Below are 17,471 nucleotides of genomic sequence, written 5' to 3'. Positions count from 1 at the left end.
GGGCCCCGCCAGCCGCAGCTGCATCGGGCGAAGGCGAACGAACCGCTTTCCGTGGTCTCCGTGTGATGCACGTCCACCACCGTACTGCGCGTGACGGGGCGCCCGGACCGTCGTTATCCGGTGGGCGGGATCCGGACAGCGGCGGCAGGGCGTTGGGGGTTGGCAGGCGATGGTGGTGCGGAACGGGCGCACGGGCGGGGTGTGGGTCGTGACCGTGGCGCTGGTGCTCGGCGGCGGTGTGGTCGGCGGCTGTGCCGCTCCCGGTGACGACGCCGCGCCCGCCGGCGATCCCGTGCGGACCGTGCGCGGCGCGGCCGAGGGACTGACCCGGGCCGGGTCGTCCAAGGCGAGCACGTCCATGGAGATGGCCTCCGGCGGCACCCGGGTCACCATCCGCGGCGAGGGCCTCTACGACTTCCGGCGGCGCACCGGCAGCCTCCAGGTGGTGCTGCCCAAGGACGCCGCCGGGGAGAGCGAGCACCGGCCGATCACGGAGCTGCTCGCGCCGGGCGCGCTGTACATGAAGAACCGGGGCGCCGGCGTGCCCGCCGACAAGTGGGTACGGGTCGACACCACCGCCCTCGACGACGGCAACCTCGTCACCGGCGGGGCCACCGACCCGGCCGCCGCCGCCGAGCTGCTGCGCGGGGCGCGCCGGGTGACGTACGTCGGGGAGATCGAGCTCGCCGGGGTGAAGGTCCGGCACTACCGCGGTGTCGCGGACATCGCGGAGGCCGCCCGGCTGGCATCGCCGCAGGTGCGCGGGGCGCTGGCCGCGGCGGCGAAAGGGTTCACCACGGACTCGGTGCCGTTCGACGCGTATCTGGACCGGGAGGGGCGGCTGCGCAAGGTGCGCCACCAGTTCAGCTTCACCAACCAGGGCCGCACGGTGGCGGTCGCCTCGACCACGCTGCTGTACGGCTTCGGGGCGCGGGTGACCGTGAAGCTGCCGGACCGCTCGGACATCTACGCCGGGAAGATCAAGGCCTGATCCTTCCTGGGCCTGATCCTCTCTTGCGAACCATCGGCAAATGGTCCGGACGTGTCATGTGCGGTCCGTGCACCGCTCCCTACGCTGGGAGACGACGTCGGCAGGAAGAGGTGAACGCGCATGGCTCCGCCGCCCGGTACCGGTACCGCGACCGCGCCCGGCGATCCCGAGTGCGTCGCCCTGGCCGAGATCGAGCTGTGCGGTGAGCTGATCATCGCGGCCTCGGCGATCGACGAGGAGCGGCTGAGCGCCGACCGCATCGACGAGGTGCTCCGGGTCGGCGGCGACGGCCGCCGGCCGTAGCGGCCTCAGGTGCGCATCATGCGCGCGATGGCCTTCGTGGCCTCCTCGACCTTCGCCTCGATCTCGTCGCCGCCCTTGGTCGCCGCGTCCGCGACGCAGTGCCGCAGGTGCTCCTCCAGGAGCTGGAGGGCGAAGGACTGCAGCGCCTTCGTCGAGGCGGAGACCTGGGTGAGGATGTCGATGCAGTAGACGTCCTCGTCGACCATCCGCTGGAGGCCGCGGATCTGGCCCTCGATCCGGCGCAGTCGCTTGAGGTGCTCGTCCTTCTGCTTGTGGTAGCCGTGCACGCCGTGCTCGTGGCCGGCCGTCTCGGCGGTCTCGGGGGTGACCTCGGCCGCCGCCTCGGTGGTCGTCATCGCGTCCTCCCGCTGTCCAGAAAGGGTGGTCATACCCCTCGTGGGTATAGGGTACCGATCCCCGCGAATCGGGGCGGGGGCCCGTGCAGATCACTGTGCCTGATGGGCGACACTGAAGGGACGCCGGTTAGCCGTGGCCGGATGATGCGCCTAGCATCAGCCTGACCGAAACCCAGCACCCCGAGGACCCCACGTGCGATTTCGTCTGACCCCCAGGGAGACGAGCTTCTACGACATGTTCGCCGCGTCCGCGGACAACATCGTCACGGGCGCCAAGCTCCTGATGGAACTGCTCGGGGCGGAGCCGTCCGCCCGGGCCGAGATCGCGGAACGGATGCGGGCAGCGGAGCACGCCGGCGACGACGCGACCCACGCCATCTTCCACCAGCTGAACTCCTCGTTCATCACGCCGTTCGACCGCGAGGACATCTACTCCCTCGCCTCCTCCCTCGACGACATCATGGACTTCATGGAGGAGGCCGTCGACCTGGTCGTCCTCTACAACATCGAGGAGCTCCCCAAGGGCGTCGAGCAGCAGATCGAGGTGCTGGCCCGGGCGGCCGAGCTGACCGCCGAGGCCATGCCGAACCTGCGGACCATGTCCCACCTCACCGAGTACTGGATCGAGGTCAACCGGCTCGAGAACCAGGCCGACCAGATCCACCGCAAGCTGCTCGCCCACCTCTTCAACGGCAAGTACGACGCCATCGAGGTGCTGAAGCTCAAGCAGGTCGTGGATGTGCTGGAAGAGGCCGCCGACGCCTTCGAGCACGTGGCGAACACGGTGGAGACCATCGCCGTCAAGGAGTCCTGAGGCTTCGTGGACACCTTCGCTCTGATCGTGACCATCGGTGTCGCGCTCGGCTTCACGTATACGAACGGGTTCCACGACTCCGCGAACGCCATCGCCACCTCGGTGTCGACCCGGGCGCTGACCCCGCGGGCGGCGCTCGCGATGGCCGCGGTCATGAACCTCGCCGGTGCCTTCCTCGGCAGCGGCGTCGCCAAGACCGTCAGCGAGGGCCTGATCGAGACCCCGCACGGCGACAAGGGGATGGGCATCCTCTTCGCCGCGCTGGTCGGCGCGATCATCTGGAACCTCGTCACCTGGTACTTCGGTCTGCCGTCCTCCTCCTCGCACGCGCTGTTCGGCGGCATGGTGGGCGCGGCGCTCGCGGGTGGCACGGAGGTCATCTGGTCGGGTGTCCTCGAGAAGATCGTCATCCCGATGTTCGTCTCGCCGGTGGTCGGTCTGATCGCCGGTTACCTGGTCATGTGCGCGATCCTGTGGATCTTCCGCAAGGCCAACCCGCACAAGGCCAAGCGCGGCTTCCGCATCGCCCAGACCGTCTCGGCGGCCGGCATGGCGCTCGGCCACGGTCTCCAGGACGCCCAGAAGACGATGGGCATCGTGGTGATGGCCCTGGTCATCGCCGACGTGCAGCAGCAGGGCGACGAGATCCCGATCTGGGTGAAGATCGCGTGTGCCGTGATGCTCTCGCTCGGTACGTACGCGGGCGGCTGGCGGATCATGCGGACCCTCGGCCGCAAGATCATCGAGCTGGACCCGCCGCAGGGCTTCGCGGCCGAGACCACCGGTGCCTCGATCATGTTCGGCTCGGCGTTCCTCTTCCACGCGCCGATCTCCACGACCCATGTCATCACCTCCGCGATCATGGGTGTGGGCGCGACGAAGCGGGTGAACGCGGTCCGCTGGGGCGTCGCCAAGAACATCATCCTGGGCTGGTTCATCACCATGCCGGCGGCGGCGCTGGTCGCCGCGGTGAGCTTCTACGTGGTGCAGCTCTTCTTCGGCTGACGGCCGGAGGAGAAAGGGTTGGGCCCGGCTCCCCTGGGGGGAGCCGGGCCCTCTCGTGTCGTACGGCGGCACCGCCATGCAGCACCGTACGACGTGGTTGCCCGACACGTGGCCACCGTGGGCCGGGGGCGATGTGGTTGCCCCCGGTGGTGGTGGTCACGGGCTGGACGTCCTGGTTATCCGAAGCGGCCGGAGATGTAGTCCTCGGTCGCCTGGACGCTCGGGTTGGAGAAGATGCGCTCGGTGTCGTCCAGCTCGATGAGCTTGCCGGGCTGGCCGACCGCCGCCAGGTTGAAGAACGCGGTGCGGTCGGAGACGCGGGCGGCCTGCTGCATGTTGTGCGTCACGATGACGATCGTGAAGCGCTCCTTCAGCTCGCCGATCAGGTCCTCGATGGCGAGGGTGGAGATCGGGTCGAGGGCCGAGCAGGGCTCGTCCATCAGCAGGACGTCCGGCTCGACCGCGATGGCGCGGGCGATGCACAGGCGCTGCTGCTGGCCGCCGGAGAGGCCGGAGCCCGGCTTGTTGAGGCGGTCCTTGACCTCGTTCCAGAGGTTGGCGCCCTTGAGGGAGCGCTCGACGATGTCGTTGAGCTCCGCCTTCTTGTACTTGCCGTTGAGGCGCAGGCCCGCCGCCACGTTGTCGAAGATCGACATGGTGGGGAAGGGGTTGGGGCGCTGGAAGACCATGCCGACGGTGCGGCGCACCGCGACCGGGTCGACGCCGGCGCCGTACAGGTTCTCGTCGTCCAGCATCACCTTGCCCTCGACGCGGCCGCCGGGGGTGACCTCGTGCATGCGGTTCAGGGTGCGCAGGAAGGTGGACTTGCCGCAGCCGGACGGGCCGATGAAGGCCGTGACGGAGCGGGGCTCGACGGTCATCGAGATGTCGTCGATCGCCTTGTGGCTGCCGTAGTACGCGGAGAGGCCGCTGACGTCGATTCGCTTGGCCATATCAGTTCACTTCCAGTGTGCCGCGTCAGCGGCCGGTCTTGGGGGCCTTCCAGCGGGCGATGCCGCGGGCCACCAGGTTGAGGATCATGACGAAGGCGATCAGGACGAGCGCGGCGGCCCAGGCACGGGCCACCGAGGCGTCGGTGCCGACCGCGTACTGCTCGTACACGTAGAGCGGCAGGGAGGACTGGGCGCCTTCGAAGGGGTTCGGGTTGATGAGCTTCGTACCGAACACGAGGAGCAGGACGGGGGCCGTCTCGCCGGTGATGCGGGCGACCGCGAGCATGACGCCCGTGGTGATGCCGCCGATCGCGGTGGGCAGGACCACCTTCAGGATCGTGCGCCACTTGGGGACGCCGAGGGCCAGGGAGGCCTCCCGCAGCTCGTTCGGGACGAGCTTGAGCATCTCCTCGGTGGAGCGGACCACGACCGGCATCATCAGGATCGCGAGGGCCATCGCGCCGGCGAACCCGGAGGGCCCGAAGCCCAGCATCAGGTTCCAGGTGGCGAGGACGAAGAGGCCCGCGACGATCGACGGGATGCCCGTCATGACGTCGACGAAGAAGGTGACCGCCTGGGCGAGCTTTCCGCCGCCGTACTCGACGAGGTAGACCGCGGTCAGGAGGCCGATCGGGGCGGCGATGAGGGTCGCGATGCCGACCTGCTCGATGGTGCCGAGCAACGCGTGGTAGACGCCGCCGCCGGCCTCGGCGTCGAGGACGCCGTTCATCGAGTGGGAGAGGAAGTAGCCGTCGAGGACTTCCAGGCCCTTGCTGATGGTGACCCAGGCGAGGGACAGCAGCGGGACGACGGCGAGGACGAAGCTGACCCAGATCAGGCTGGTCGCGACGCGGTCCTTGGCCTGCCGGGAGCCCTCCACCTTGGTGGTGATGGCGTACGTGGCGAGGACGAAGACCAGCGCGGAGACCAGGCCCCACTGGACCTTGCTGTGCCAGCCGGCGGCGAGGCCGATGCCGGAGCCCACGGCGACGGAGCCGACGGCGACGGCGGCCGGCGTCCAGCGCGGGAGGCGGGCGTGGGAGAGCGAGCGGCGCGGGGTCACGGTCACGGGACGCTCCTGGATCGCGTGGCTCATGCGTTCGCCCCCGAGTACTCCTTGCGGCGCGCGATGATCATGCGAGCGGCGCCGTTGACCAGCAGGGTGATGACGAAGAGGACGAGACCGGAGGCGATCAGCGCGTCCCGGCCGAACTCGTTGGCCTCGTTGAACTTCGCGGCGATGTTCTGGGCGAAGGTGCCGCCGCCCGGGTCGAGCAGGTGGCCCGACAGGACGAAGCTGGGCGAGAGGACGACGGCCACGGCCATCGTCTCGCCGAGGGCGCGGCCGAGGCCCAGCATGGAGGCGGAGATGATGCCGGAGCGGCCGAAGGGCAGCACCGACATGCGGATGACCTCCCAGCGCGTGGCGCCGAGGGCGAGCGCGGCCTCCTCGTGCATCCGCGGGACCTGGAGGAAGACCTCACGGGTCACGTTGGTGATGATCGGGAGGATCATGATCGCCAGCAGGATGCCGACGGTGAACATGTTGCGGGCGACGCCGTCGCTGGACTTGTCGAAGATGTACGTCCAGCCCATGTACTGGTCGAGCCACTTGTTCAGGCCGTCGAGGTAGGGCACCAGGAAGATGGCGCCCCAGAGGCCGTAGATGATGCTGGGCACGGCGGCGAGCAGGTCGACCACGTACGCGAGCGGCTTGGCCAGCCTGCGCGGCGCGTAGTGCGAGATGAAGAGCGCGATGCCGATGGCGACCGGCACGGCGATCGCCATGGCGATGACCGAGGAGACGATCGTGCCGAAGGCGAGGACGGCGATGCCGAAGACCGGCGGGCTGCCGGCCGGGTTCCACTCGAAGGTGGTGAAGAAGTTCGTGCTGTCCTGCGAGATGGCGAGGACGGCGCGGTAGGTCAGGAAGACCGCGATCGCGGCCATGATCACGAGCAGGGTGATGCCGGATCCGCGGGACAGGCCGCTGAAGATGCGGTCACCGGGGCGGGTGGCGCTCTTGGCGCCCCGGCCCTTTCGTATGTCTGGTGTGGTCGTAGCCATCTGGTTTCTCCGGTCTGCGGAGCGGTACGGGCGCGATGCGTGGGTCGCGGGTGTACGGGCTCCTGGCGGCGGTGCACCGGATGCCGGGCGCGGCCCCCCTACGGGAGGCGAGGGGCCGCGTCCGGCCTGGGATCAGGACAGGGTGGGGACGATCTCGCGGACCTTGGTCGCGATCTCGGCCGGGAGCGGGGCGTAGCCGGCGTCGGAGAGGACCTTCTGGCCCTCCTCGCTGGCGGTGTAGTTGAGGAAGGCCTTCAGGGTCGAGAGGGTCTCGGCCTTGTTGCCCTTGTCGCAGGCGATCTCGTAGGTGACGAGGACGATCGGGTAGGCGCCCTCGGCCTTGGTGGCGTAGTCGAGGGACAGCGCCAGGTCGCTGCCGGTGCCCTTGATCTTGGCGGCGGCGATGGCCTTGGAGGCGTTCTCCGTGGTCGCGGCGACCGGGGCGGCGGCGCCGGTGTTGATGCTGACCGTGGAGATCTTGTTGGCGGTCGCGTAGGAGAGCTCGAAGTAGCCGATGGAGCCCTCGGCGTCCTTGACCGCGGTGGCGACGCCGGAGGAGCCGTTCGCGGCCTGGCCGCCCTGGGCGGGCCACGACTTCGACTTCGGGTCGTACTTCCAGTCGGCCGCGGCGGCGGTCGACAGGTACTTGCCCAGGTTCTGGGTGGTGCCCGACTCGTCCGAGCGGTGGAAGGCCTGGATGGTGGAGTCGGGGAGCTTGGCGCCCGGGTTCAGCTTGGCGATCGCCGGGTCGTTCCACTTGGTGATCTTGTTGTCGAAGATCTTGGCGATGGTGGAAGCGTCCAGGACCAGGTTGTCCACGCCGTCCAGCTTGTAGCCGATGGCGATGGGGCCGCCGACCATCGGCAGGTTGACGCCCTTGCCGCCCTTGCAGATCTTCTGCGACTCGGCGACCTCTTCTTCCTTGAGGGCGGAGTCGGAGCCGGCGAAGGAGACCTGACCCTGGTTGAACTTGGTGATGCCGCCGCCGGAACCGATCGGCTGGTAGTTGATCTCGACGCCCGAGCAGGCGGCCTGGAAGTTCTTGACCCAGAGGTCCATCGCGTTCTTCTGCGCGCTGGAGCCGGCGGCGAGCAGCTGGCCCTTGGCACCGTCGCACTTGATGTTCGACGCGGCGGCGGACGTCTTGCCGCCGTCCTTGGTGGGCTCGTTGTTGTTGTCCGAACCACACGCCGAGAGGACGAGCGCGCCGGAGACGACGAGGGCACCGATCGCGGAGGCGCGAAGCCCGTTCTTGCGCGAAAGCTTCACTTTCGGGTGTTCCTTCCAGAAGTCGCCTGCCGTGGACCGTGTGTCCTGACGTTGTACGGCGGCGCGTGTCGGGGTGGTGGGTGCATCGCTGGGCTCTGCACCGTGTACAGCCGAAATTAGGCAGAACAGGTGAAGCGGCCGACGGGGGAGAGTGAACGGAAGGTGAACCATGCCGGAAGGTGAGGTGCGGAGCCAGCCGCGTCGCGCGACGGCCTCGGGCGCCGTCCCCGGGACCCGTCCGGTGGCCTCCGGGGCAGGCGCTAGAGGGCCGTCGTGGCGAGGAGGGCGTCCAGGAGCTCGCGGTCCCGCGGCTGGGTGAGGCGGGTGCGGGCCTCGGCGGGCGGCAGCCAGAGCAGGGCGTCGATCTCCTGGTTCGGGGTGAAGCTGCCGCCCAGGGCGCGGGCCGCCCAGTAGTGGACCTCCTTGGGGCGGCCGTGCGCGAGGTACTGGACGGAAGGCAGCCGGATGCCCAGCTCGCAGGACTGGCCGGTTTCCTCCTTGACCTCGCGCAGCGCGCAGGACGCGAGGGTCTCGCCGCGCTTGAGCTTGCCCTTCGGATGCGACCAGTCGTCGTACTTCGGGCGGTGGACGAGGGCGATCTCGAGGGCGGCGGAGCCGTCCTCGCCCGCCGCGGCCCGGCGCCACAGCACGACGCCCGCCGCGAGGATCACGGCACCGCCACGGCCGCCCGGGACCAGGCCCGCTGGAAGGCGAAGCGGGCGGCCTCGACCTCATGGCGCTGGTCGGCGTGCAGGACGCCCAGGGCATAGGCGGTGGCCGGGGCGATCCGGGGGGTGCGGGCGGCGGCCGCCGCGGCCGCCGCGGCCTCGGCGGCGTCCCGGTGCCGGTCCAGGGCGCGGCCGGCCTCGTAGAGCACCGGGTCCGGTTCGGCGCCGCCGCGCAGCACCTCGCCGGCGTAGCGGTGCAGCCGGAGCAGGCCGCGGGTCTGGTGCCAGGGCGTGTCCTGGGCCTCACCCGCGGCGAGCGCGAGGGCCTCGGCGTTGTACGGGTGGGCGGCCCGGGACAGGGGCAGCGCGCCGACCGCGTCGAGCAGCCGGTGCTCGACGGCCAGCGCGGGCGCCTCGAGGACGTCGGCGGCCCGGGCGGAGCCGGCCGGGCCGAGCGGCACCTCGGAGGCGAGCAGGGCGACGGCGTCGGCGACGGCGTGGAACCGGGAGGAACCGAGGGCCTGGAGCGCGGCGGAGTGGGCGCGGGTCCTCGCGAGGGTCAGCTGGCGTTCGAGGAGGGCGCCGGCCCGGGCGGCGCCGACGGCCATGCCCCGGCTGCCCTCCGTGCCGCGGGCGGCGGGCACCGGGCCGCCGTGCGAGCCGTCGCTCGACAGCCGGGACAGCGCGTCCACCAGGCGGACGAGCCGGGAGGTGCAGGCGTGCTCCAGGGCGAGGGTGCCGGAGAGCCAGGCCAGCTCGGTGCGCAGCTGGTCGGCCCAGGCGCCGTCCAGGAGCGGGCGGAAGGTGTGGAGGGTGCCGCTGATCCGGCGGGCCGCCGCCCGCAGGGTGCGGGCGGCCTCCTCGGCGCCGCGGGTGTCGGCGCCGCTCTCGGTGTGCAGCCGCAGGCCGCGGAGGAAGTCCGCGGCCCGGGCGTGCAGGTACGGGGCGAGGACCTCGCCCGCCGAGACCTCGGACGGGACGGCGTCGGGAGCCGTGGCCGGCCCGGGGCCCGTCACCGTGTTCCGTGGGGCGCCCGGACCGGTGCCCGGCGGGATCTCCGAGGTGATGTCAGGGTTGTGCACGCCGGCGCCTCCGCGCGTCGATGAGCATCTCCTGGACGTGCCGCAGCGGCTGGCCCTCGGGGTCGGTCGCGTGCCGCGTCCAGTTCCCGTCCGGTCCGAGGTGCCAGGAGGAGGTGGTGTCGGACATCCCGGTCTCCATGAGCCGGGTCAGGGCGGCCCGGTGGGCGGGGTCGGCGACCCGGACGAGGGCCTCGATGCGGCGGTCCAGGTTGCGGTGCATCATGTCGGCGCTGCCGAGCCACACCTCGGGCTCGCCGCCGTTGCCGAAGGCGAAGACGCGGGAGTGCTCCAGGAAGCGGCCCAGGATCGAGCGGACCCGGATGTTCTCGGACAGGCCCTCGACGCCGGGCCGTACGGCGCAGATGCCGCGGACCCAGATGTCGACCGGCACACCGGCCTGCGAGGCCCGGTAGCAGGCGTCGATGACGGCCTCGTCGACCATCGAGTTGACCTTGATCTTCACGTACGCGGGCCGGCCGGCGCGGTGGTGGGCGATCTCCTTGTTGATCCGGGAGACCAGGCCGTCGCGCAGCGACTTGGGGGCGGTGAGCAGCCGCCGGTAGGTCTCGCGCCGGGAGTAGCCGGAGAGCCGGTTGAAGAGGTCGGAGAGGTCCGCGCCGACCTGCGGGTCGGCGGTGAGCAGGCCGAGGTCCTCGTAGAGGCGGGCGGTCTTGGGGTGGTAGTTGCCGGTGCCGACGTGGCTGTAGCGGCGCAGGACCTCGCCCTCCTGGCGTACCACCAGGGAGAGCTTGCAGTGGGTCTTGAGGCCGACGAGGCCGTAGACGACGTGGCAGCCGGACTCCTCCAGCTTGCGGGCCCACTTGATGTTGGCCTGCTCGTCGAAGCGGGCCTTGATCTCGACGAGGACGAGGACCTGCTTGCCGGACTCGGCGGCGTCGATCAGGGCGTCGACTATCGGCGAGTCGCCGGAGGTGCGGTACAGGGTCTGCTTGATCGCGAGGACGTCGGGGTCGGCCGCCGCCTGCTCCAGGAAGGCCTGCACGGAGGTGGAGAAGGAGTCGTACGGGTGGTGGAGCAGCACGTCGCGCTCGCGCACCGCGGCGAAGATGTCGGGCGCGGAGGCGGACTCGACCTCGGCGAGGTCGCGGTGGGTGCCGGCGACGAACTTGGGGTACTTCAGCTCGGGCCGGTCCAGGCCCGCGATGCCGAAGAGGCCGGTGAGGTCGAGCGGGCCGGGCAGCGGGTAGACCTCGGAGTCGGAGATCTTCAGCTCGCGGACCAGCAGGTCGAGCACGTACGGGTCGATGGACTCCTCGACCTCCAGGCGCACCGGCGGGCCGAAGCGGCGCCGCATGAGCTCCTTCTCCAGGGCCTGGAGCAGGTTCTCGGCGTCGTCCTCCTCGACCTCCAGGTCCTCGTTCCTGGTCACCCGGAACATGTGGTGGGCGAGCACCTCCATGCCGGGGAAGAGCTCCTCCAGGTGCGCGGCGATGACGTCCTCGAGCGGGACGTAGCGCTCGGGGGAGGCCTCCAGGAAGCGGGAGAGCAGCGGCGGCACCTTGACGCGGGCGAAGTGGCGGTGCCCGCTGACCGGGTTGCGGACGACGACCGCGAGGTTGAGGGAGAGCCCGGAGATGTACGGGAAGGGGTGCGCCGGGTCCACGGCCAGCGGGGTGAGGACCGGGAAGATCTGCTGCCGGAACAGGGTGAAGAGGCGCGCCTGTTCCTTCTCGGTGAGCTCGGGCCAGCGGATCAGGTGGATGCCCTCGTCGGCGAGGGCCGGGGCGACGTCCTGCTGGAAGCAGGCGGCGTGCCGGGCCATGAGCTCGCGCGAGCGGGTCCAGATGAGGTCGAGGACCTCGCGGGGCTGCAGGCCGGAGGCGGAGCGGGTGGCGACGCCGGTGGCGATGCGGCGCTTGAGGCCGGCGACCCGGACCATGAAGAACTCGTCGAGGTTCGACGCGAAGATCGCGAGGAAGTTCGCCCGTTCGAGGAGGGGGGTGTTCGGGTCCTCGGCGAGTTCGAGGACGCGCTCGTTGAACGCGAGCCAGCTGCGCTCCCGGTCGAGGAAGCGGCCCTGGGGCAGCTCGCCCGCGGAGCCGTCGTCCTCGTACACGTCGAGGTCGGCGTCCAGGTCGGGCGCGAGGTCGCTCACGGCGGCGCCGTTCACGGCGTGCGGGCGGTGCGCCGCTATGGACCCGAGGGACGGCTGGGCGTGCGTTTCGGCTGCCTCGGCCGTGCTGGACATGGACGGGCGGGCGGAGGTCTTGGACGCCTTCGCGGCCGTCTTCGCGTTCGTCTTGGCGTCCGTCTTGGCGGACGCGTTCGTGGACGACTGGACCGGGACCTCGGCGGGCTGCTGGCTCATGGCCCCATTCTTCCGCGCGAAGGGCTGGTCGGGCGCGTCGGAGCGGGCCGTGGTGGAAGGGAGTCTTCCTTTGGGAAGTCTGCCCTTCGGATGTGCGGGCACGGAGCGCTTCATTGCGTGAGCGTCGCAAGCGCGTCTGAATGATTGGTAACGGGGACGTGACGTGAGGGAATCGGGGGCGGGGCCGCATCGGGCCCCGCCCGCGGTCTTCCGGGCCGGTTACGGCAGCCGGGCGCGCAGGACGCGGAAGGCGGCGAGGAGCGCGAGGGCGGCCAGGGCGAGGAGGATGCCGGTCTCGATGAGCTGCGTGGGCCAGTAGTGGGCGTACGGGTGGTAGTCGAGGTACTGGCCTGTCACGCCGTGCTCGGTGTGACAGGTGTCCAACGCCCTGTTCCACGCGTTGTTCCACGCCTCGTCGGACGGCAGCTTCGCGTCGTCGGGAACCGCGGCCGCCGCCCGGTCCCAGCAGACCGCCTCGTCCATCCGCCCGCCGGACCGGGTGGTCAGGCCCGTCTCCGTCATGAGGGCCTTCTCCGGCATCGTCAGGGTGGGGCCGACCGGCCCGGTGACCGTGACGACCGGAAGGAAGGACCAGCGCACGGCGCCGAGGACCATCATCGTCACGCCCACGACCAGGCCGGTGGCCGCCATGGCGAGCAGGGTCCGCCGCACGAGCAGGCCGACGAGGGTGCCGACGCCGACGGCGGCGACGACGTACGCGAGGAGCACGACGCCGCCGGCCTCGTACGGTCCGCGGTCGCCCCAGGCGAGCTGGTACGTGCCGGAGACCCGGTCCCAGCCGATCCGGAAGACGCCCATGAGGGCGAGGGTGACCACGACGGCGGCGGCGCCCGCGGTGAGGACCTTGGCGCGCAGCCAGGCCGCCGGGGCGACGGACTGGGTGAGGCCCAGCCGGTAGGTGCCGGTCTCGAACTCGCGGGCGACGAGCGGTCCCGCGACGACCGCGCCGGCGGCGAGCGGCAGCAGGAGCAGGTACACCGACGCGTACTCCATGGCCAGGCGCAGCACCTCGTAGGCGAGGTTGTCGTCGCCGCGGACCCAGTAGCCGTCCTCCACCCAGCGGTCGGGCGTCTGGGCGTCCCAGACGCGCAGCGCGAGGGTGCCGGCGAGGGCGAGGACCACGAGGGCCGCGGCCGTCCACAGGGTCCGGCGGAACTGGCGGACCGTCACCCAGGCGAGGCCCTTCGGGGCGAGGGTGCTCATGACCGGGCTCCTTCGGGAGTGCGGAGGTGGGCGAGGAGGAGGTCCTCCAGGGTGGGGTCGGTGACCTCCCACGGGCCCTCGACGGGGCCCTCGCGGCGGATCAGCGCGGTGAGCTGACGGCCCGTGGTGCGGGATTCGACGACGGTGTGCGGGGCGAGGTCGGCGTCGCCGGCGGGCCCGGTGAGCAGGACGTGCCCGGACAGGAGGTCGTCGACGTCGCCGTCGAGGCGGATCCGCCCGTTCTGGAGCAGCAGCAGGTGGTCGCAGGCCCCCTCCAGCTCGGCGAGGATGTGCGAGGACATCACGACGGTGGTGCCGTGCTCGGCGGCGTCGGCCATCAGCAGGCCCATCAGCTGGTGGCGGGCGAGCGGGTCGAGGTCGGCCATCGGCTCGTCGAGCAGCAGCAGTTCGGGCCGCTTGCCCAGGGCGAGGGCCAGGGCGATGCGGGTGCGCTGACCGCCGGAGAGCTCGCGGACGAGGGCGCGGGGGTCGAGTTCGTCGGCGATCACCCGCCGGGCGGCGGCCTCGTCCCAGCGGCCCGGGTTCAGTTCGCGGCCCATGCGCAGGGTGTCGGCGACGGTCAGCCGCGGGTACAGCGGCTTGTCCTGCGCCACGTACGCGAGGCGTTCCCGCGGCGGTGCACCGACCGTGCCCTCGGTGGGGCGGAGCAGGCCGGCCGCGAGGGCGAGCAGGGTGGACTTGCCCGCGCCGTTGGGGCCGACGAGGGCGCACACCCGGCCGGCCGGCAGGGCGAACGAGCAGTCGCGCAGCGCCCAGGGCCGGGACCGTCCTCCGTAGCGTGCGCCGAGGCCTTCCGCGCGCAGCGCGGTCTCCGGTGTCATGCGTCCCCCTTGTGGTGCTCGTTCTCGAAGAACTCGTTCAGTACGGAAGTGAAGAGGGCCGCCACGTCGTCCCGCTCCAGGCCCTCCGCGCGGGCCCGGCGGGCCCAGTCGGAGAGTTCGCCGCGCAACGGCGAGCCGGCGGGGCCGGTGCCGAGGGTGGCGCGGACGAAGGTGCCGAGGCCGCGGCGCGCCTCGACGAGGCCTTCGCGTTCCAGCTCGCGGTAGGCCTTGAGGACCGTGTTCGGGTTGATGGCGGTGGCCTCGACGACCTCGCGGGCCGTCGGCAGCCGGTCACCGGGCTCCAGGAGGCCCATCCGCAGGGCCTGTTTGGTCTGCTGGACGATCTGGAGGTAGGTGGCGACCCCGCTGCGCCGGTCGATGCGGTAGGCGAGCACGTGCGTACACCACCCTTTCACTAATCAAGTAGTGAAAGGGTGGTGCAAAGAAGGGGGCGGTGTCAACCGCCCCCTTCTGGCGAGGTGTTGAGCCGGTCCCGGACCAAGCGCTCAGGCCTCCGCGCTCAGGCCTTTGTGCTCAGGCTCCACGCTCAGGACTCCGTGCGGTACATCAGGTCCACCTCGTGGGTCCGGAAGCCGAGTCCCTCGTACACCCGCACCGCCGCCGTGTTGTCCGCGTCCACGTACAGCATCGCCGTCGGCAGCGTCTGCGCCGCCAGGTGCCGCAGGCCGACCGCCGTCAGCGCCTTGCCGAGGCCGCCGCCCTGGGCGTCCGGGCTCACGCCCACCACGTACACCTCGCCCAGCTGCTCCTCGGCGTGCACCTTCGTCCAGTGGAAGCCGATCAGCTTCCCCTCCCGCTCCGCGAGGAAGAAGCCCTTCGGGTCGAACCACGGCTCCGCCATCCGGTCGTCCAGGTCCCGCTGGGTCAGCGAGCCCTGCTCCGGGTGGTGGGCGAAGGCCGCCGCGTTCACCGCGAGCCAGGCCGCGTCGTCCACGCCGGGCACGAAGGTGCGCACGGTGACGCCCTCCGGGAACACCGGCTCCGGGATGTCGAGCGGCACCAACGGCCGGCGCAGCTGTCGCAGTTCCCGGAACAGGGTGAGCCCGAGCACCTGCGCCAGGTGCCGGGCGGCCGACTTGCCGCCGTGCGCCCAGACCCGAAGCCGCTTGCCGGACGCGTCGAGCAGCGCGGTGCCGAGCGCGCGGCCGTGCCCGCGGCCCCGGTGCGAGGGGTGGACGACCAGCTCGGCGGCCGGGGCCTCGACCGGGTCGGTCTCCTCCAGCTGGGCGTAGCCGTACAGGTGCGAGCCGACCGTGAGCAGGAAGTGCCGCACGCCCTCCCGCCTGCCGTGGCGCAGATAGAGCCGGCCCTGCTCGGACACGGCGTGCACCCCGTCGGCGCGGTCGGCGGCCTCCAGGAGGTCGAGCACGGCCTCGACCTGCTCGGGGCCCAGCTCTTCGTAACTGTTGATCTGCCGTCCGGGTTCAAGGGCCGGCGCCGAGTCAGAAGTCATGCCTACGAGCCTACGGCGGTGTCGCTCCGGCCCGTGGGAGATCACCCGGAGACTGTCAGGTGGGCGTCCCGCACCCCGCTCCCCGCCCGCAGAGTGAGCAAAGTCAACCAGCTCGTAACCCGTGACCCCCTGTTGCGCTACGCGCGTTGACCCTAGGCTGCGCGGGCAAGACCGGAGTCGTTCAGGGAACTGGGGAGAAATGGCAGCGACACGGAAGAACAAGAAGGCGGTGCGGCGGATCCTCGCCGCGGGGGCGGGACTCGCCACCGTCGGTGCGCTGGTGGCGGCGCTGCCGGCCGGCGCCTCGCAGGACCGGGCCGAGGACGCCGGATACGGCAACGGCAAGGGCTGGGGGCGGATGGTCGACGTCCAGCTGCTCTCCTTCAACGACCTCCACGGCAACCTGGAGCCGCCGTCCGGCTCCTCCGGCCGCCTCACGCACCGGAACGAGGACGGCACCACCCGGACCATCGAGGGCGTCGGCGGCGTCGAGTACCTCGCCACGCACCTGCGCCAGGCGCGCGAGGGGCACCGGTACTCCATCACGGCGGCCGCGGGCGACATGGTCGGTGCCTCGCCACTGGTCTCCGGTCTGTTCCACGACGAGCCGACCATCGAGGCGCTCAACAAGCTGAAGCTCGACGTCACCTCCGTGGGCAACCACGAGTTCGACGAGGGCGCGCGCGAGCTCGCCCGCATCCAGAACGGCGGCTGCCACCCGGTCGAGGGCTGCTACGAGGAGGGCCGGTCCTTCTCCGGCGCCGACTTCCCGTACCTCGCGGCGAACGTGACGGACGAGAAGACGGGCCGCCCGATGCTCGACCCGTACTTCGTCTGGGAGCGCGACGGCGTCAAGATCGGCTTCATCGGCGTGACCCTGGAGGGCACGGCGGACATCGTCAACGCCGACGGCATCAAGGGCCTGAAGTTCGGCGACGAGGTCGAGACGATCAACAAGTACGCCAAGGTGCTGGAGAGCAAGGGCGTGAAGTCGATCGTGGCCCTGCTGCACGAGGGCGGCATGCCGGCCTCCGGCGCGTACAACTACGACTGCGACACCCCGGGCGCCGGCGCCGGCATATCCGGCCCGATCGTGGAGATCGCCAAGAACGTCACGCCGCAGGTCGACGCCCTGGTCACCGGCCACACCCACCAGGCGTACGCGTGCAGCATCCCGGACCCGTCCGGCAAGCCGCGCACCGTCACCTCGGCGGCCTCCTTCGGCCGGCTGTACACCGACACGACGCTGACCTACGACCGTCGTACGAAGGACATCGTCCGCACCGCCGTCGCCTCCGCGAACCACGTCGTCACCCGTGACGTGACCCCGGCGAAGGACATGACCGACCTGATCCGCCACTACAAGACGATGTCCGCGCCGGTCGCGAACCGCCCGGTGGGTCACATCTCGGCCGACATCGAGAACCCGCTCCCGGACCCCAAGAAGCCGTTCGTCGACGTCGAGAGGCCGGCCGGCTACCTGATCGCCGACGCGCAGCTGGAGGCCATGGCCCCGGCGGACAAGGGCGGCGCGCAGCTCGCGCTGATGAACCCGGGCGGCGTCCGCATGCCGCTGACCTACGCGCAGTCCGGTGGTGAGGGTGACGGCGTGGTGACCTACGCCGAGGCGTACGCCGTCCAGCCGTTCACCAACATGATGACGACGGTCGACCTGACCGGCGCCCAGCTGATCACCGCGCTGCAGCAGCAGGTCAGTGGCGCGAACCTGGCCGCTCCGAAGTACCTGCAGGTGTCGAAGGGCTTCACGTACACCCTGGACACGACCAAGACCGGCGCGGACCGGATCGTGGTCGACTCGGTGAGGCTGAACGGCGAGGCGATCGACCCGGCGAAGACCTACCGGGTCGCGATGAACGAGTTCCTGGCGGCCGGCAGCGACGGCTTCCCCGTACTGAAGGAGCACAAGAACAAGCTGGTCGGCGTCTCCGACCTGGAGGCGCTCATCGCCTACATGAGCGCCCACTCCTCGGCGAGCGCCCCGCTGGCACCGCCGGCGCTGGGCCGGGTCACGATCGTGAAGTAGTCCTCGGAGCCACGTACGGAAGGGTGGTGTCCGCTTCGGCGGGCGCCACC

17 protein-coding genes are annotated in these 17,471 nt (G+C 71.1%); 5 read left to right on the top strand and 12 right to left on the bottom strand.

The genetic code is table 11. The annotated features are described in order from the left end of the window. The first annotated feature begins 169 nt into the window (after positions 1 to 169). Together ACFVGS_RS18830 and ACFVGS_RS18825 are read left to right on the top strand one after the other, a co-directional pair. The gene (locus ACFVGS_RS18830) at positions 170 to 991 is read left to right on the top strand and encodes a hypothetical protein (protein ID WP_384409940.1); all 822 of its coding nucleotides are present in this window, start codon (positions 170 to 172) and stop codon (positions 989 to 991) included. Between the two features lie 120 nt (positions 992 to 1,111). Further along, the gene (locus tag ACFVGS_RS18825; RefSeq protein WP_384409943.1) at positions 1,112 to 1,294 is read left to right on the top strand and encodes a hypothetical protein; all 183 of its coding nucleotides are present in this window, start codon (positions 1,112 to 1,114) and stop codon (positions 1,292 to 1,294) included. Positions 1,295 to 1,299: 5 nt separating this feature from the next. Here the strand turns inward: ACFVGS_RS18825 and ACFVGS_RS18820 are convergent, their stop codons facing one another. Further along, on the bottom strand, positions 1,300 to 1,650 hold the full coding sequence (locus ACFVGS_RS18820; RefSeq protein ID WP_384410354.1) for a metal-sensitive transcriptional regulator: 351 nt from the start codon (positions 1,648 to 1,650) through the stop codon (positions 1,300 to 1,302). Between the two features lie 193 nt (positions 1,651 to 1,843). Here ACFVGS_RS18820 and ACFVGS_RS18815 point away from each other — a divergent pair, with 193 nt between their 5' ends. Both ACFVGS_RS18815 and ACFVGS_RS18810 read left to right on the top strand, forming a co-directional pair. After that, positions 1,844 to 2,464, top strand: coding sequence for a DUF47 domain-containing protein (locus tag ACFVGS_RS18815; protein ID WP_384409946.1), 621 nt, complete (start codon positions 1,844 to 1,846; stop codon positions 2,462 to 2,464). Positions 2,465 to 2,470: 6 nt separating this feature from the next. Next, a complete protein-coding gene (locus tag ACFVGS_RS18810; protein ID WP_384409948.1) occupies positions 2,471 to 3,469 on the top strand; it encodes an anion permease in 999 nt (332 codons plus the stop codon). A 176-nt stretch (positions 3,470 to 3,645) separates the two neighbouring features. On the opposite strand, the gene pstB is transcribed toward ACFVGS_RS18810, so the two are convergent. The 11 genes from pstB to mshD form a co-directional block, all read right to left on the bottom strand. Continuing rightward, entirely contained in the window at positions 3,646 to 4,422 is a 777-nt protein-coding gene (pstB, locus tag ACFVGS_RS18805) for a phosphate ABC transporter ATP-binding protein PstB (RefSeq protein ID WP_384409951.1), read from the bottom strand. Positions 4,423 to 4,447: 25 nt separating this feature from the next. Continuing rightward, positions 4,448 to 5,518, bottom strand: coding sequence for a phosphate ABC transporter permease PstA (gene pstA / locus ACFVGS_RS18800; protein ID WP_384409954.1), 1,071 nt, complete (start codon positions 5,516 to 5,518; stop codon positions 4,448 to 4,450). Next, a complete protein-coding gene (pstC, locus tag ACFVGS_RS18795) occupies positions 5,515 to 6,489 on the bottom strand; it encodes a phosphate ABC transporter permease subunit PstC (protein ID WP_384409957.1) in 975 nt (324 codons plus the stop codon). The genes pstA and pstC overlap by 4 nt, the downstream gene beginning before the upstream one ends. A 132-nt stretch (positions 6,490 to 6,621) precedes the next feature. Continuing rightward, complete coding sequence (gene pstS / locus ACFVGS_RS18790; RefSeq protein ID WP_384409960.1) at positions 6,622 to 7,758, bottom strand: phosphate ABC transporter substrate-binding protein PstS; 1,137 nt, start codon at positions 7,756 to 7,758, stop codon at positions 6,622 to 6,624. 260 nt (positions 7,759 to 8,018) lie between these two features. After that, a complete protein-coding gene (locus tag ACFVGS_RS18785) occupies positions 8,019 to 8,429 on the bottom strand; it encodes an NUDIX hydrolase (protein WP_384409963.1) in 411 nt (136 codons plus the stop codon). Then, positions 8,426 to 9,508: a CHAD domain-containing protein gene (locus ACFVGS_RS18780; RefSeq protein WP_384409965.1), complete on the bottom strand. Its 1,083-nt coding sequence runs from the start codon at positions 9,506 to 9,508 to the stop codon at positions 8,426 to 8,428. Before ACFVGS_RS18780 ends, ACFVGS_RS18785 begins: the two co-directional genes overlap by 4 nt. Then, the gene (locus ACFVGS_RS18775; RefSeq protein WP_385693072.1) at positions 9,495 to 11,951 is read right to left on the bottom strand and encodes an RNA degradosome polyphosphate kinase; all 2,457 of its coding nucleotides are present in this window, start codon (positions 11,949 to 11,951) and stop codon (positions 9,495 to 9,497) included. Before ACFVGS_RS18775 ends, ACFVGS_RS18780 begins: the two co-directional genes overlap by 14 nt. A 105-nt stretch (positions 11,952 to 12,056) precedes the next feature. Then, entirely contained in the window at positions 12,057 to 13,061 is a 1,005-nt protein-coding gene (locus ACFVGS_RS18770; protein ID WP_385693071.1) for an ABC transporter permease, read from the bottom strand. Further along, positions 13,058 to 13,903, bottom strand: coding sequence for an ABC transporter ATP-binding protein (locus ACFVGS_RS18765; protein WP_385693070.1), 846 nt, complete (start codon positions 13,901 to 13,903; stop codon positions 13,058 to 13,060). Before ACFVGS_RS18765 ends, ACFVGS_RS18770 begins: the two co-directional genes overlap by 4 nt. Beyond that, positions 13,900 to 14,298 carry a GntR family transcriptional regulator gene (locus ACFVGS_RS18760; RefSeq protein WP_385693069.1) on the bottom strand — a complete coding sequence of 133 codons (399 nt, stop codon included), beginning with the start codon at positions 14,296 to 14,298 and terminating at the stop codon, positions 13,900 to 13,902. Before ACFVGS_RS18760 ends, ACFVGS_RS18765 begins: the two co-directional genes overlap by 4 nt. A 152-nt stretch (positions 14,299 to 14,450) precedes the next feature. Beyond that, positions 14,451 to 15,377, bottom strand: coding sequence for a mycothiol synthase (gene mshD / locus ACFVGS_RS18755; protein ID WP_384409980.1), 927 nt, complete (start codon positions 15,375 to 15,377; stop codon positions 14,451 to 14,453). A gap of 199 nt (positions 15,378 to 15,576) precedes the next feature. On the opposite strand from mshD, the gene ACFVGS_RS18750 reads away from it, so the two are divergent. After that, complete coding sequence (locus ACFVGS_RS18750; RefSeq protein WP_384409982.1) at positions 15,577 to 17,421, top strand: bifunctional metallophosphatase/5'-nucleotidase; 1,845 nt, start codon at positions 15,577 to 15,579, stop codon at positions 17,419 to 17,421. Positions 17,422 to 17,471 lie beyond the last annotated feature (50 nt).

The organism is Streptomyces sp. NPDC127114, from assembly GCF_042677525.1.
Taxonomy (GTDB): Bacteria; Actinomycetota; Actinomycetes; order Streptomycetales; family Streptomycetaceae; genus Streptomyces.
The sequence above is the reverse complement of the archived record's forward strand: the minus strand, read 5'-3'. Positions and strand labels throughout refer to the sequence as shown.